15 protein-coding genes are annotated in these 12,766 nt (G+C 72.2%); 7 read left to right on the forward strand and 8 right to left on the reverse strand.

Translation table 11 applies throughout. The features are described 5' to 3' along the window. The first annotated feature begins 58 nt into the window (after positions 1-58). From QSK37_RS12065 to QSK37_RS12085, 5 genes are all read left to right on the forward strand, one after another. Positions 59-1,282 carry a multidrug effflux MFS transporter gene (locus QSK37_RS12065; RefSeq protein ID WP_285619834.1) on the forward strand — a complete coding sequence of 408 codons (1,224 nt, stop codon included), beginning with the start codon at positions 59-61 and terminating at the stop codon, positions 1,280-1,282. 143 nt (positions 1,283-1,425) lie between these two features. Continuing rightward, entirely contained in the window at positions 1,426-2,340 is a 915-nt protein-coding gene (locus QSK37_RS12070; protein ID WP_285619835.1) for an ABC transporter ATP-binding protein, read from the forward strand. Between the two features lies 1 nt (position 2,341). Then, positions 2,342-3,076 (forward strand): ABC transporter permease, encoded by a 735-nt coding sequence (locus tag QSK37_RS12075; RefSeq protein ID WP_285619837.1) that lies wholly within the window; start codon positions 2,342-2,344, stop codon positions 3,074-3,076. Further along, positions 3,073-4,308, forward strand: coding sequence for a sensor histidine kinase (locus QSK37_RS12080; RefSeq protein WP_285620095.1), 1,236 nt, complete (start codon positions 3,073-3,075; stop codon positions 4,306-4,308). The genes QSK37_RS12075 and QSK37_RS12080 overlap by 4 nt, the downstream gene beginning before the upstream one ends. Then, positions 4,305-4,919 (forward strand): response regulator, encoded by a 615-nt coding sequence (locus QSK37_RS12085; RefSeq protein ID WP_285619839.1) that lies wholly within the window; start codon positions 4,305-4,307, stop codon positions 4,917-4,919. Before QSK37_RS12080 ends, QSK37_RS12085 begins: the two co-directional genes overlap by 4 nt. Positions 4,920-4,929: 10 nt before the next feature. Here the strand turns inward: QSK37_RS12085 and QSK37_RS12090 are convergent, their stop codons facing one another. Genes QSK37_RS12090 through QSK37_RS12120 form a run of 7 tightly spaced genes read right to left on the reverse strand, consistent with a single transcriptional unit; the run spans position 4,930 to position 9,860 of the window. Beyond that, positions 4,930-5,151, reverse strand: coding sequence for a hypothetical protein (locus tag QSK37_RS12090; RefSeq protein WP_285619841.1), 222 nt, complete (start codon positions 5,149-5,151; stop codon positions 4,930-4,932). Positions 5,152-5,208: 57 nt separating this feature from the next. After that, on the reverse strand, positions 5,209-5,997 hold the full coding sequence (locus QSK37_RS12095) for an alpha/beta fold hydrolase (protein WP_285619842.1): 789 nt from the start codon (positions 5,995-5,997) through the stop codon (positions 5,209-5,211). Positions 5,998-6,007: 10 nt separating this feature from the next. Beyond that, positions 6,008-6,451, reverse strand: a complete 444-nt coding sequence (locus QSK37_RS12100) for an SRPBCC family protein (RefSeq protein ID WP_285619843.1) — start codon at positions 6,449-6,451, stop codon at positions 6,008-6,010. Further along, on the reverse strand, positions 6,448-6,807 hold the full coding sequence (locus QSK37_RS12105) for an ArsR/SmtB family transcription factor (RefSeq protein ID WP_285619846.1): 360 nt from the start codon (positions 6,805-6,807) through the stop codon (positions 6,448-6,450). Before QSK37_RS12105 ends, QSK37_RS12100 begins: the two co-directional genes overlap by 4 nt. 47 nt (positions 6,808-6,854) lie before the next feature. Continuing rightward, complete coding sequence (locus QSK37_RS12110; protein ID WP_285619847.1) at positions 6,855-8,513, reverse strand: solute symporter family protein; 1,659 nt, start codon at positions 8,511-8,513, stop codon at positions 6,855-6,857. Further along, the gene (locus QSK37_RS12115) at positions 8,510-8,881 is read right to left on the reverse strand and encodes a DUF485 domain-containing protein (protein WP_349497960.1); all 372 of its coding nucleotides are present in this window, start codon (positions 8,879-8,881) and stop codon (positions 8,510-8,512) included. The genes QSK37_RS12110 and QSK37_RS12115 overlap by 4 nt, the downstream gene beginning before the upstream one ends. A 34-nt stretch (positions 8,882-8,915) precedes the next feature. Continuing rightward, a complete protein-coding gene (locus QSK37_RS12120) occupies positions 8,916-9,860 on the reverse strand; it encodes an SDR family NAD(P)-dependent oxidoreductase (RefSeq protein ID WP_285619851.1) in 945 nt (314 codons plus the stop codon). A gap of 116 nt (positions 9,861-9,976) precedes the next feature. Here QSK37_RS12120 and QSK37_RS12125 point away from each other — a divergent pair, with 116 nt between their 5' ends. Further along, positions 9,977-10,561: a TetR/AcrR family transcriptional regulator gene (locus tag QSK37_RS12125; RefSeq protein ID WP_285619852.1), complete on the forward strand. Its 585-nt coding sequence runs from the start codon at positions 9,977-9,979 to the stop codon at positions 10,559-10,561. 89 nt (positions 10,562-10,650) lie between these two features. Further along, positions 10,651-11,523, forward strand: a complete 873-nt coding sequence (locus tag QSK37_RS12130; RefSeq protein ID WP_285619854.1) for a Gfo/Idh/MocA family protein — start codon at positions 10,651-10,653, stop codon at positions 11,521-11,523. Positions 11,524-11,676: 153 nt separating this feature from the next. On the opposite strand, the gene QSK37_RS12135 is transcribed toward QSK37_RS12130, so the two are convergent. Further along, a complete protein-coding gene (locus QSK37_RS12135) occupies positions 11,677-12,453 on the reverse strand; it encodes a class I SAM-dependent methyltransferase (RefSeq protein WP_285619855.1) in 777 nt (258 codons plus the stop codon). Positions 12,454-12,766: the final 313 nt, after the last annotated feature.

Genomic DNA, 12,766 nt, shown 5'->3' on the forward strand with positions numbered 1-12,766 from the left:
GCCCAGGTCAGAGCGGTTCGTTTAGCTCCTGAGGTCCTCCAGACCGGAAGGAGATCGGGTGACGGCGATCGCCGAGCGCACCAGGCACGCGGCGGGCAGGGCGGAGCGGATCCGCGTATTCCTCATTCTGGGTGCGCTGAGCGCCATCGGCCCCCTGTCGATCGACATGTACCTGCCGGCCCTGCCGAAGCTGACCCGTGACCTGTCGGCCGGCCCCTCCCTCGTCCAGCTCACGCTCACGGCGTGCATGATCGGCCTGGCCGCCGGCCAGGTGATCGCCGGTCCGATCAGCGACATGTGGGGCCGCCGGCGGCCGATGTTCGCCGGCATCGCGATCTACACGGTCGCCTCGCTGGCATGCGTCGTCGCGCCCAACGTGGAACTGCTGGTGGCGCTGCGGCTGATCCAGGGCGTGTCCGGCGCGGCGTGCATCGTGATCTCCCGGGCGGTGGTCCGCGACATGCACGACGGGCCGGCCGCGGCCCGGTTCTTCTCGCTGCTGATGCTGGTCAACGGCATCGCGCCGGTGGCCGCCCCGGTGATCGGCGCGCAGGTGCTGCGCTTCACGGACTGGCGGGGCGTGTTCGGCGTCCTCGCCCTCCTCGGCCTGCTGATGACGGTGTCGATGCTCGGGCTGCGTGAGACGCTCCCGGCCGAGCAGCGGCACACGGGCGGGCTCCGGGCGGCCGTACGGACCTTCGGGGAACTCTGTGCCGACCGGATCTTCATGGGGTACGCGCTGGCGGGCGGATTCGCGTTCGCGGCGATGTTCGCCTACATCTCCGGATCACCGTTCGTGGTGCAGAACATCTACGGCCTCTCGCCCCAGGACTACAGCCTGATCTTCGCCGTGAACTCCCTGGGCATCGTGGCGTTCGGACAGGTCAGCGGCCTTCTGGTCGGCCGGGTGCGGCTGATCACGCTGCTGCACGCGGGGCTGCTGGTCTCGCTGGCCGGGGGCGTGCTGCTCCTCGTCGCCGTGTTCGGCGGGCTGGGCCTGCCGGGGGTGCTGCCGGCCCTGTTCCTCGTGGTCTCCGCGATCGGCCTCACCCTGCCGAACTCCACCGCGCTCGCCCTGACGGGCCGGCCGGCGAACGTCGCGGGCAGCGCGTCGGCCCTGTTCGGCCTGCTGCAGTACGTCGTCGGCGCCCTCGCCGCACCACTGGTCGGGCTGGCCGGCGGCCACTCGGCCGCGCCGATGGCGATCGTCATCGCCGCCTCGGCGGCCATGGGCATCGTCCTGCTCGCCGCTCTGGCCAGGGGCCACCGCCCGGCGGGCTGAGCCGGGATCGGCCGTGCGGCGGCCGCATCGACCGATCGGTTGATGCCCGGATCCAACCGGAGCGCACCCTGGTGGTCGATCCGGCGCTGTGTCCCCGCGGGCGATGCTCATGACCGTACCCAGGACACCCGAGGAGCACGGTCATGCCGGTCATCGAAGTCACCAACCTGCACAAACGCTACGGCGACACCGTCGCCGTCGACGACGTCTCGTTCAGCGTCGAGAGGGGCGAGATCTTCGGGATCCTCGGCCCCAACGGCGCCGGCAAGACCACCACCGTCGAATGCGTGGAGGGACTGCGCGCCCCCGACCGGGGCCGCGTCTCGGTGCTCGGGCTGGATCCGCGGCGCGACCGCGCCGAGCTCACCCAGCGGGTCGGCGTGCAGCTCCAGGAGAGCGAGCTGCCGGAGAAGATGAAGGTCGCCGAGGCCGTCGCGCTGTACGGCTCCTTCTACCGCCGGCCCGCCGACGGGGCGCGGCTCATCGACGAGCTCGGCCTCGCCTACAAGCGCGACACCCGGTTCGGCAAGCTGTCCGGCGGCCAGAAGCAGCGCGTGTCGATCGCGCTGGCACTGGCGGGCAGCCCCGAGATCGCGGTGCTGGACGAGCTGACCACCGGGCTCGACCCGCAGGCTCGCCGGGACACCTGGCAGCTCATCGAGCAGGTACGGGATCGGGGCGTCACGATCCTGCTGGTCACGCACTTCATGGAGGAGGCCGAGCGGCTCTGCGACCGCATCGCGGTGATCGACTCGGGCCGGGTCGTGGCGATCGACACGCCCGCCGGGCTCGTGGCACGCGTCGATCCCGAGCAGCGCATCCGGTTCCGGCCCTCGCCGGCGCTGGACGACCGGATGCTCAGGGAACTGCCCGAGGTGCACACCGTGCTGCGGTCCGGCGACCACCTCACGGTGACCGGCACGGGCGCCCTGCTCCAGGCGGTCACCTCCATGCTCGCCCGCAACGACATCATCGCCGCCGACCTCCGGGTCGAGCAGACCAGTCTCGACGACGCCTTCGTCGCCCTCACCGGTCGTCGCATCACCCAGGAGGCCTGACATGTTCGCCCGGATCACCCTCATGGAGCTCAAGCTCACCCTCCGCGAAGTCGTCGTGCCGCTGTTCGTGCTGGTGCTGCCGCTGGGGTTGCTGCTCGGCTTCGGCTTCCAGCCCGGCAGCCGGCACCCGGACGCCCACCTGGGCGGGCAGACCAGCGCCGCGTACATCGCCGCGATCGGCGCGGGCATCTGCCTCGCCATCCTCGGGCTGAACGTGCTGCCCACCGCGCTGGCCGGCTACCGCGAGAAGGGCGTGCTGCGCCGCCTGGCCACCACGCCCGTACGCCCCGTCTATCTGCTCGCCGCCCAGATCGTCCTGTACGCGGCGGCGGCCCTGTTCACCGTGGCGGTCCTCATCGCGGTCGGGAACGTGCTGTTCGGCACTCCGGTGCCCAAGGCCCTCCCCGCCTTCCTCGCCGCACTGCTGCTCGGGATCGCGGCCCTGTTCGCGATCGGGCTGCTGGTCGCGGCCGTGGCGCCCAGCGGCAGGGCCGGCCAGGGAATCGGCATGATCCTCTTCTTTCCGAACCTGTTCCTCGGCGGCGTCTACATCCCCCGCGAGGCGATGCCGGCGGTGCTGCGGGACATCGGCGACTACTCACCGCTCGGCGCGACCCTCAAGACGATGCGGGACGCCTGGATGGGGACGGAACCGCGGGTCGCCCAGTTGGCCATAATGGCGGCGTACGCCGTCGTCGCCGGGTTCGCCGCGACCAAGCTCTTCAGGTGGGAATGACCGTGCCGCTGCCGCTCGGCGGATGGGAACGACGCGAGGCCCTCATGCTTCGCGTCATTCCGCACTGCGCGCTCGCGGTCTCGGTCATGCTGCTGCTCTTCTCGCGGTCCAGCCCGCTACCGCGCCTGCTCACCGCGCTCGGCCTCACGCTGGTCGCCGAGGTCTGGCTGCTCCTGATGAACGGCCACGGCCCCGCGTGGACCCGGCGGCCGAGCGCGAGGGCCGTGCACTTCGCGGTGTTCACGCTCCTGTCCGCCGCGCTCGTCTATCTGAACCCGCTCTACGGGTTCTTCGCCTGGAGCGGCTACCTCCAGGTGCCGGCCCTGCCGGCCCGCGCGCGGTGGGCCGGCGTGGTCGCCACGGCGGCGATCGTCTCCAGCACCTACGTCGGCGGGTTCCAGCACATCGACGGGTCCACGGTCGCCCTCTTCCTCATCTTCACGGCGGCGAACGTCGGTCTCGGCGGCGGATTCCTGTTCGTCAACACGATGCTCGGCCGCCAGCACGACCGGCAGCGGGAGATGCTCGACGACCTCGCCGAGGCCAACGCCCAGTTGGAAGCCGCCCTCGCCGAGAACGCCGGGCTGCACGCCCAGTTGCTGCTCCAGGCGCGCGAGGCCGGCGTCCTGGACGAGCGCGCCCGGATGGCGCGGGAGATCCACGACACTCTCGCGCAGGGGTTCACCGGGATCATCGCCCAGATCGAGGCCGCGCGGCAGAACCCGGACCAGTGGCGGCGTTTCGCCGATCAGGCCCAGTCCCTGGCGCGGGAGAACCTCTCCGAGGCCCGCCGGTCCGTGGCGGCGCTGCGGCCCGAACGGCTGGAGCAGGCGCACCTGCCCGAGGCGATCACCGGCATGAGCGAACGCTGGTCGCAGACCACCGGCGTCACGGTCGGGGTCGAGACCACCGGCGAGCCGCGGCCGATGCTCGCGGACGTGGAGGTCGCGCTGTTCCGCGTCGCGCAGGAGGCCCTGACCAACGTCGCCAAGCACGCCAAGGCCACCCGGGTCGGGCTCACGCTGTCGTACATGGACGACGTCGTGCTGCTCGACGTACGCGACGACGGCGTCGGCTTCGAGCCCGGCGACGCGGGAGGCGGGTTCGGCCTGTCGTCGATGCGGCAGCGGCTGCTGCGCGTCGCGGGGAACCTGGCCGTCGAGAGCAGTCCCGGGGAGGGGACCGCGGTGAACGCGAGCGTCCCCGCCCTTCCCGCCGGAGGAGGAGCATGATCCGTCTACTCATCGTCGACGACCACCCGATCGTCCGCGACGGCCTGCGCGGCGTCTTCGCCGCCGAGCCCGACCTGGAGGTGGTGGCCGAGGCGGCCGACGGCGCGGAGGCGGTGCGCCGGGCCGGCGACGCCGACGTCGTGCTCATGGACCTGCGCATGCCCGGCATGGGCGGCGTGGCGGCGATCGAGCGGCTGCGTGAGACGGTCCCCGACGTACGCGTGCTGGTGCTGACCACGTTCGACACCGACAGCGACGTCCTACCCGCCATCGAGGCGGGAGCGACGGGCTACCTGCTCAAGGACGCGCCGCGCGAGGAACTGCTGCGCGCGGTCCGCTCCGCCCACCGGGGCGAGTCGGTGCTGTCGCCGGCGGTCGCGGGCCGCCTGATGGGGCGGGTCCGGCGGCCGTCCGACGGCGCGCTGAGCAAGCGCGAGCGCGAGGTGCTCGCCCTCATCGCCGACGGCACCACGAACCGCGAGGCGGCCAAGCGCCTGTTCGTCAGCGAGGCGACCATCAAGACGCACCTGCTGCACATCTACGAGAAACTCGGCGTCCGCGACCGCGCCGCCGCCGTCGGCGAGGCGTACAAACGCGGCCTGCTCTCCTGAGAGATCACCGTTACGACGTGCGGGAGCGGCGCCGGCGCTCGCGGCGGAGGGCCACGGACTGCGTGCCGGCGCCGGCGATCAGAGTCACCGCCATGGCGGCGATGAGCCACCGGGGCGGCGCGAGCAACCGGCCGGAGAACACGTCGTACGCGAGGAGGACGAAGAAGACCGCGCTACAGGCCCAGCTCGCCACGACCCATCCCCTGGCGGGGCCGTACAGGCGTTCGATCATCGCTACCTCCGGGCGCCGTTCCGGCGTACAGCCTAGAAGCCGCGCGGGCTCGGTGGCTCAGGCGCCGAAGAAGTCCGTCAGTGCCGGGGCGAGGGCGTCCGGGGACACGTCGTGGGTCTGGCCGTCCAGCGTCCGGTGCCCGGCCTGCGGGATCGCGTCCGCGGTGGCCTTCGCCGCGTGCCGGAGGACCTCCGGGCTCGCTCCGCCGGAGAGGACCAGAGTCGGCACGGTCACCGCCGAGGCCAGGCTCCGGGGCACCCGGCCGTCTCCGAGCAGCGCGTCGTCGTAGGCGAGCGTCGGGGCGATCGCCTCCAGCGCGGACCAGCCCGGCTGCGCGCGCATGCCCTCCACCGCGTACGGCGGGACGCCCACGTTCGTCATGAACAGGGCCACCGCGTCGCCCCTACGGCCGGCGGCGAGCAGCTCGGTGAGCCGCCCGGTGTACTCGCGCCGCCGCGCCCCGCCCTCGACGTCGGCCTCGGACGTGAACGGCGGCTCGTACAGCGCCAGCCGGACGATGCCCGGCCCGGACGCCGCCGCCGCGAGCGCGAGGGCGGCGCCGGAGGAGATCGCGTAGACATGAGCCGCACCGCCGGCCTCCACGATCAGCGCGCGCAGGTCCTCGATCTCCCGCGCCACCGCGTACGGCGGGGTGTCCGTGCTCTCGCCCCGGCCGCGGCGGTCGTACGCGTAGACGGTGAACGCGTGTCGCAGCCGGGCGGCGAGCGGCCGCATCGGTCCCCCGCCCCGGTGGCACATGGCCCCGTCCACGAGGATGAGCGGCGGTCCGCTGCCGTCGCGCTCGTAGGCGATCGTGGTGCCGTCGGCGGACGTCACTTTCGGCATGGCGTGCTCCTCAGTCGTCGAGACCGGCCAGGTAGGCGTCGAAGCGGTCGAGGCTGGTGGCGAAGCCGGCCTGCGCCTCGGCGCTGCGGTACGCCTCGGGGACGTTCGTCTGGTGGGTGACGACCTCGGTGCGCCCGTCACCGAGGTCGGTGAAGGTGATCGTGGTGTGCATGCCGCCCTCGACGTCCGACTCGATCCACCCGAGGCGGTGCGGCCGGTTGACCTCCGTGTACACGGCTCGCATGGTGTACGTGCCGCCGTCGGCGTCGCTCACCATGGTGGTCTCGAAGGCGCCACCCGGACGCAGGTCGATGACGATGTTCTCGACCGGGGTGGTCGTGCCGACCGGGCCCCAGAAGTGGGCCAGGTGTTCCGGCGTGGTCATGCAGTCGAACAACAGCTCCGGCGACGCCCGGTGCACGCGCCGGAAGGTGAGCTCCCCCGTCTCGGTCATCGCGCCGTCCCCTCCCCCTCGTCCCGTGCGGCGCGCAGGGCCGCGAGGTGCGCGTCGAGGCGGTCGTGGCGGTCGGCCCAGACCCGCCGATGGTCTTCGATCCAGCCGACGGCCGCGTCGAGACGGACCGGCTCCAGGACACAGGGCCGGGACTGGCCGGTACGGGTCCGGGAGATGAGCCGGGCCCGTTCGAGCACCTTCAGGTGCTTGGAGACCGCCTGCTGCGTCATCGCGAAGGGTTCGGCGAGCTGGTTCACCGTCGCGTCGCCGCGCGCGAGGCGCTCCAGGATCGCACGCCGGGTGGGATCGGCCAGGGCCGAGAACACCAGGCTCAGATCGTCTTCCACGACTGTCATGCACCGACCGTACTCACAACCGATCGATTGCACAACCGTTGGGTTGTCTAAGGCGCGCCGGCCCCCGTGACGGTGCGGGCGGAGAGGGCGGCGAAGCGGGCCGGATCGGGCTTCTCCCGGCTCAGGTACGTCCCGGCGATCGCGCACAGGAAGCCGACCGGGATCGAGACCAGCGCCGGGTTCTCCAACGGGAACCACGAGAAGTCGACGCCGGCCGGCAACAGGGACCGGTGCGCGCCCGTGACCGGGTCGACGCCGCCGGAGACCACGGGTGAGAAGACCACGAGCAGCACGGCGGTCAGCAGGCCGCCGTAGATCCCGGCCACCGCGCCGCTGCCGGTGAAACGCCGCCAGCACAGGCTCAAGACGATGGCGGGCAGGTGTGCCGAGGCGGCCACGGCGAACGCCAGGCCGACGAGGAACGCCACGTTGAGGTGCCGCGCGAAGACCGCCAGCGCGACGGCGGTCGCGCCGACGAGCACGGCGGCGACCCGCGCGACGGCGATCTCCTGACGCTCCCGTGGCCGGCCGAGCATCAGCACGTGCCCGAACAGGTCGTGCGCCAGCGATGTCGAGGCGGCCATCATCAGGCCCGCGACCACGGCCAGGATGGTCGCGCAGGCCACGGCGGCGACGAAGGCGAGCAGCACGTCGCCGCCGGCCGGCCCGGCGAGATGCCGCCCCAGCGCGCCGGCGAGCTGGGGCACGGCCGCGTTGCCGGCCGGGTCCTGGGTGGCGATCTCGCGCCGGCCGACCAGCGCGGCGGCGCCGAAGCCGAGGATCGGGGTCATCAGGAAGAAGGCGCCGATGAGCCCGATCGCCCAGTTCACCGACGCCCGGGCGGTCGGGGCGTCCGGCACCGTGAAGACGCGGCCGGCAATGTGCGGGAGGCCGGCGGGGCCGAGCCCGAGCGCCAGGGCGAGGCTGATGAGGTCCAGGTCGCCGGCCGGGCGCCCCAGCCGCAGGCTCGGCCCCAGGAAGGCGTCGCCGTGACCGCTCTCCCGCCCCGCCGCCCCGAGCAGGCCGCTCACGTCGAAGCCGAAGCGCCCGAGGACGAGGCCGGTCAGCGCGACGCCGGCCGTCATCAGCAGCACGGTCTTGACGATCTGCACCCAGGTCGTGCCCTTCATCCCGCCGAACCCGACGTAGACGACCATGAGCGCGCCGACGACCGTGATCGTCAGTGTCTCCGCCGTTCCGGCGGACACGCCGAGGAAGGTCGTGCCCGGCCGGACGCCGAGCAGCAGCGCGACCAGCGCTCCGGCGCCGACCATCTGGGCGACGAGGTAGAACACCGACACCGTGACCGTGGAGACGGCTCCCGCGACGCGCACCGGTCCCGGCCGCCGCGCGCGGGACGCGGGCACGTCGGCGAGGGTGAACCGTCCGGCGTTGCGCAGTGGCCCGGCCAGCAGGAGCACCGGAACCCAGGCCACGAGCGAACCGACCGAATAGATGAAACCGTCATAGCCGGACAGCGCGATCATCCCGGAAATGCCGAGAAATGAGGCCGCCGACATATAGTCGCCGGCGAGCGCGAAGCCGTTCTGCCGCGCCGAGAACGCACGACCGCCCGCGTAGAAGTCGGCGGCGCCGCCGGTGCGCGAACGCGCCCAGAGTGTGATGCCGAGCGTGACGCAGACGAACCCGGCGAAGAGCACGAAGGTGAGCAGGCGCGCGTCGCCGGAGACGGCGTCCGTCGTCACCTCCTCCGCCCGGTGCGCTCCGGCGCCGTCGCGTCGGCGACGACCTGCGCCGCCGACGGGTCGAGCGTCTCGCGGGAGTGGCGGGAGTAGCGCCGGGCGAGCACGAACGTGGCCGCGAACTGGAGGATCCCGAACACCAGGGCGACGTTGACGTGCCCGGCCAGGCGGTGGCCCATCAGGCCGCGGGCGAAGACGCACGCGACGACGAAAAGGAGATACCACGCGAAGAACAGAGCACTGACGACCAGCACGGCTCGCCCCATTCGCCGCCTCAGAACTATAAAGCGTTCATCCTGGTTTATTGCGACATAACGCGCGTCCGGTGATTCTGCCATTCCGCCATGAGAGCAGAATCCGCTCGCGCGCATTCGCCTTTTCCCCGGAATTGCAGTGGCCGACCTCTCAGGAGGACCGGTGCGCGGCGGCGAGCAGGTCGACCGAGACCTTCCAGAGGCGTTCCGCCTTTCGCGGGTCGAGGGCGTGGTCCGCCACGCCGCGGCGTACGCCCGGCGTGAAGGGCACGGCCTCCTGGCAGTCCTCGAAGTACCTGCCGGTGACACCCTGGACGAGCGGCGACGCGGCGAGCAGGACGGACGTCGCCGCGCCCTGTTCGACGTTCTTGACCGAGACGCCGGTGGCGGCGCCCGGGTCGAACGACGCCGGCGCGGGGGGCATGTGCCGGGACAGGCCGGTGCTCCAGATCCGGCCGGGGTTGAGCGCGTTCACGGCGACGCCGTCGCCGGCCCACCGCTTGGCGGCCTCCACGGCGAAGAGGACGTTCGCCGTCTTGGACTGGGAGTAGGCGGCCCACGGGTCGTAGGGGCGGCGCGCGAAGTGGATGTCGTCGAAGCGGACCTCGCCGTTGACATGGCCCACGGAGCCGACCACGACGACGCGCGCCCCGCCGGCCGTACGAAGTGCGTCGTGCAGGCCGGCGGCGAGGGCGAAGTGGCCGAGGTGGTTGGTGGCGAACTGCAGCTCCCAGCCCTCGGACGTGCGGGTCTCGGGGGTGGCCATGACGCCGGCGTTGTTGACGAGGATGTGCAGCGGCCCGTGCCAGCCGGCCACGAACGCGGCGACCGATCCCTGGTCGGCGAGGTCGAGGGGCGTGACGAACACGCCGCCGTTCCCGGTGATTTCGGCCGCGACCTTCTCGCCCGCCTCGACGTCACGGACGGCCAGGGTGACTTCGGCGTTCGCGGCGGCCAGGGCACGGGCGGTCTCGACGCCGATACCCGAGGAGGCGCCGGTCACGACGGCTCGGCGGCCGGTCAGGTCCACACCCGCGATGACGTCGGAGGCCGTCGATTCGGCGCCGAAGCCCGTGGTGATCCGCGCACTTGTCATGTCGCTCCGCTCCTCGCGATGGCTATGCTGTTAAGCGGAGCCGGGTCCGCTTACATGGCGAGATTAAGCGGAGTCGGCTCCGGATGGCAAGTCGTTCGACATGGAGGGGACGCTTCGTGGCTTCATCCGACGGTGCGGGACGGTCGCTGCGCGCCGACGCCCAGGCCAATCACGACCGCCTCCTGGAGGTCGCGGCCAAGGCGTTCGCCGAGGACGGGGCCGATGCGTCGCTGAAGGCGATCGCCAAGGAGGCGGGCGTCGGCATCGGGACGCTCTACCGGCGCTTTCCGACGCGGGAGATCCTCGTCGAGGCCACGTACCGCAGCGAGTCGGCTCGGCTCTGCGCCTCCGCCGGCGACCTCCTGCGGCACATGCCCGCGGTCGACGCCCTGCGCGTGTGGATGGAGCGATTCCTCGGCTACCTGGCGACCAAGCGCGGCATGGCCGAGTCACTGCGCGCCGTACTGACCAACGACGACGACCTGCGGCTGAAGACGCGCGGCATGCTGATCGACGCTCTGGGGCTGCTGCTGCGTGAGAGCGAGGAGCAGGGGACGGTACGCGACGGCCTCGACCCGGCCGACGTCGTCATGGCACTCGGCGGCATCGCGCTCATCGCGGGCGACCAGGACCAGCGCGACCTCGCCGGGCGGCTGCTCGATCTCCTCATGGCGGGCCTCACCGCGGGCTCCGTTCAGTAGTGGTTCCGGGCTAGATGTCCGGGTTTGACGGCTTCGTTGCGCATCGATCATGCTGGTCGGCGACCATCACTCCGACAGAGGGCGGCGACGTGCGCATCGGGCTGCTGGGGACCGGACCATGGGCGGAGATCGCGTACGGGCCCGCGCTCCGCGACCACCCCGAGGTCGAGTTCATCGGAACCTGGGGGCGCCGGCCGGAGGCGGCGGCCGCGATCGCCGAGACCTTCGGCGGCCGCCCGTACGCCGACGCGGACGCTCTGATCGCCGACTCCGAGGCGATCGCGATCGCGCTTCCCCCGGCCGTCCAGGCGCCGCTGGCCGCGCGCGCCGCACGGGCCGGACGCCACCTGCTGCTGGACAAGCCGCTCGCCGTGGACGTCGCGGACGCGCGGGCCGTCGTGGACGCGGCCACCGAGTCGGGCGTCGCGTCGGTCGTCTTCTTCACCACGCGCTTCACCGGCGAGCCGGCCAGATGGATCGACGAGCAGGCGGAACGCGGTGGCTGGTTCACCGGTCACGCGGACTGGCTGGGCGCGCTGGACAGCGGCGACAGCCCGTTCGCGAACTCACCGTGGCGGCGGCAGAAGGGCGGGCTGTGGGACGTCGGCCCGCACGCCCTGTCGGTGCTGCTGCCGATACTCGGCGACGTCGAGAAGGTCGCGGCGGCCGTCCCCGGCGCCGGTGACACGGTCAATCTGGTCCTGCGGCACGCGAGCGGCGCGTCGAGCACGGCGACGCTCAGCCTGACGGCCCCGCGCCCCGCCGCGGGCAACGGCGCGGAGTTCCGCGGCGAGTCCGGCGTCGTCTCACTCCCGAAGAACGAGGAGACCTCGGTGACCGCGCTGGGCCGCGCGATCGACGCACTGCTCGAGTCGGCACGCACGGGCCGCGCACACGCATGCGACGTACGCTTCGGCCTCCGCGTGGTGGAGATCCTCGCCGAGGCCGAACAGCTGCTCTGACGCCACTGCCCACCGCGCCGACGGTCGGCACCGACCAACAGCATCGCCGAGCGGCGGACTCCCCGACGGGCACCCCCGCGCCGGCCGCGTGGCCCGCTGCGACGTCTGGCGTGAAACCGCCGGTCGGCGATCACCGCCCGCGCCGCCCCACGGTCAGGCCGGGGCGGCGATCACGTGGGTGAGGGCGGCGACACGGCGATACGGGTCGGTACGTCCGGCGCGTTCCTCGCACGCGAGGAGGCTGTCGAGCTCCGCGCCCTCCGGAGGCGGAGCGTCGGAGGCGGCGAGGTCGGTGAACACCCGCACGCCGTACCACGCCCGCACCGCCAGACCGCGTTCGGCCAGCGCCGCGGTCAGGTCGGTGAGCCGGTCGGCGCGGGCGATGACCCCGATGCGGTTGCCGTAGGACATCCGGTCGAAGGCCGCTTCCGCCGTCTCCCAGTCGCCCTGGAGGCCGGGGCGCATCGCGAGCGCGTCGCCGTTCCGGACCAGCAGAGAGACCAGTCCACCGGGGGCGACCGTACGGGCGAGGCCGGCCAGCGGCGGGCCGGGGTCCTCGAAGTACATGAGGACGCCGTGGCACAGCACCGCGTCGAAACCCGCGTCGGGGACCAGGTCCGCGAGTTGGGCGACGTCGCCGTGCACGATCCGCACCCGCTCCCGTACCTCGGCGGGCTCCTCCTCGATCGCGGCCGTCAGGTCGGCGAGCAGCGCGGCGGAGGCGTCCACGCCGGTCACGTGGTGGCCGAGGCGGGCGAGCCGCAGGAGCTGAGTGCCCTGCCCGCACCCCACGTCGAGCACCCGAAGGGCCGGGCCGCCGGGAAGGTGCGCGGCGAGCTGCCTCGCCACCAGTTCCTGCCGGACGACCTGGCGCAGCGTTCCCAGCCGACCACGCCAGCGTTCCTCCCCAGGCGTGAAGCTCGTGGCCATGACGACTCCCTTCGGTCATGCCGCCTCTACCCACGAATGAATACAGCGATTCACTTGAATTATTCTTGAATAACCCGCCGAAACGGCGTGGCGTGTTTATCATCTCCAGGTAGGCAGAGCAACAAAGAAGGGTGAGCAATGGCGAACGATGAGCTGGTGAGAATCCTTCAAGAGCTCGGAGACAAGGGCTGGTAACGGAGCTGGCAACGGTCGCGGAAGCGTACCGCGACCACATGTCCGAACGGATCCCACACGGCCACGACACCATCGGGGCCGTTCGCGGATGCCAGGACGATCCGCCGTGCCGGCCGCT

This window comes from Actinoallomurus iriomotensis (genome assembly GCF_030269445.1).
Classification (GTDB): Bacteria; Actinomycetota; Actinomycetes; order Streptosporangiales; family Streptosporangiaceae; genus Actinoallomurus; species Actinoallomurus iriomotensis.

Excerpts from the sequence above, each read along its gene's own strand:
- QSK37_RS12115 (WP_349497960.1), bottom strand. The coding sequence starts at position 8,881 with ATGCGCGCGAGCGGATTCTGCTCTCATGGCGGAATGGCAGAATCACCG.
- QSK37_RS12085 (WP_285619839.1), top strand. The coding sequence starts at position 4,305 with ATGATCCGTCTACTCATCGTCGACGACCACCCGATCGTCCGCGACGGC.
- QSK37_RS12120 (WP_285619851.1), bottom strand. The coding sequence starts at position 9,860 with ATGACAAGTGCGCGGATCACCACGGGCTTCGGCGCCGAATCGACGGCC.
- QSK37_RS12070 (WP_285619835.1), top strand. The coding sequence starts at position 1,426 with ATGCCGGTCATCGAAGTCACCAACCTGCACAAACGCTACGGCGACACC.
- QSK37_RS12080 (WP_285620095.1), top strand. The coding sequence starts at position 3,073 with ATGACCGTGCCGCTGCCGCTCGGCGGATGGGAACGACGCGAGGCCCTC.
- QSK37_RS12090 (WP_285619841.1), bottom strand. The coding sequence starts at position 5,151 with ATGATCGAACGCCTGTACGGCCCCGCCAGGGGATGGGTCGTGGCGAGC.
- QSK37_RS12075 (WP_285619837.1), top strand. The coding sequence starts at position 2,342 with ATGTTCGCCCGGATCACCCTCATGGAGCTCAAGCTCACCCTCCGCGAA.
- QSK37_RS12100 (WP_285619843.1), bottom strand. The coding sequence starts at position 6,451 with ATGACCGAGACGGGGGAGCTCACCTTCCGGCGCGTGCACCGGGCGTCG.
- QSK37_RS12105 (WP_285619846.1), bottom strand. The coding sequence starts at position 6,807 with ATGACAGTCGTGGAAGACGATCTGAGCCTGGTGTTCTCGGCCCTGGCC.
- QSK37_RS12095 (WP_285619842.1), bottom strand. The coding sequence starts at position 5,997 with ATGCCGAAAGTGACGTCCGCCGACGGCACCACGATCGCCTACGAGCGC.
- QSK37_RS12135 (WP_285619855.1), bottom strand. The coding sequence starts at position 12,453 with ATGGCCACGAGCTTCACGCCTGGGGAGGAACGCTGGCGTGGTCGGCTG.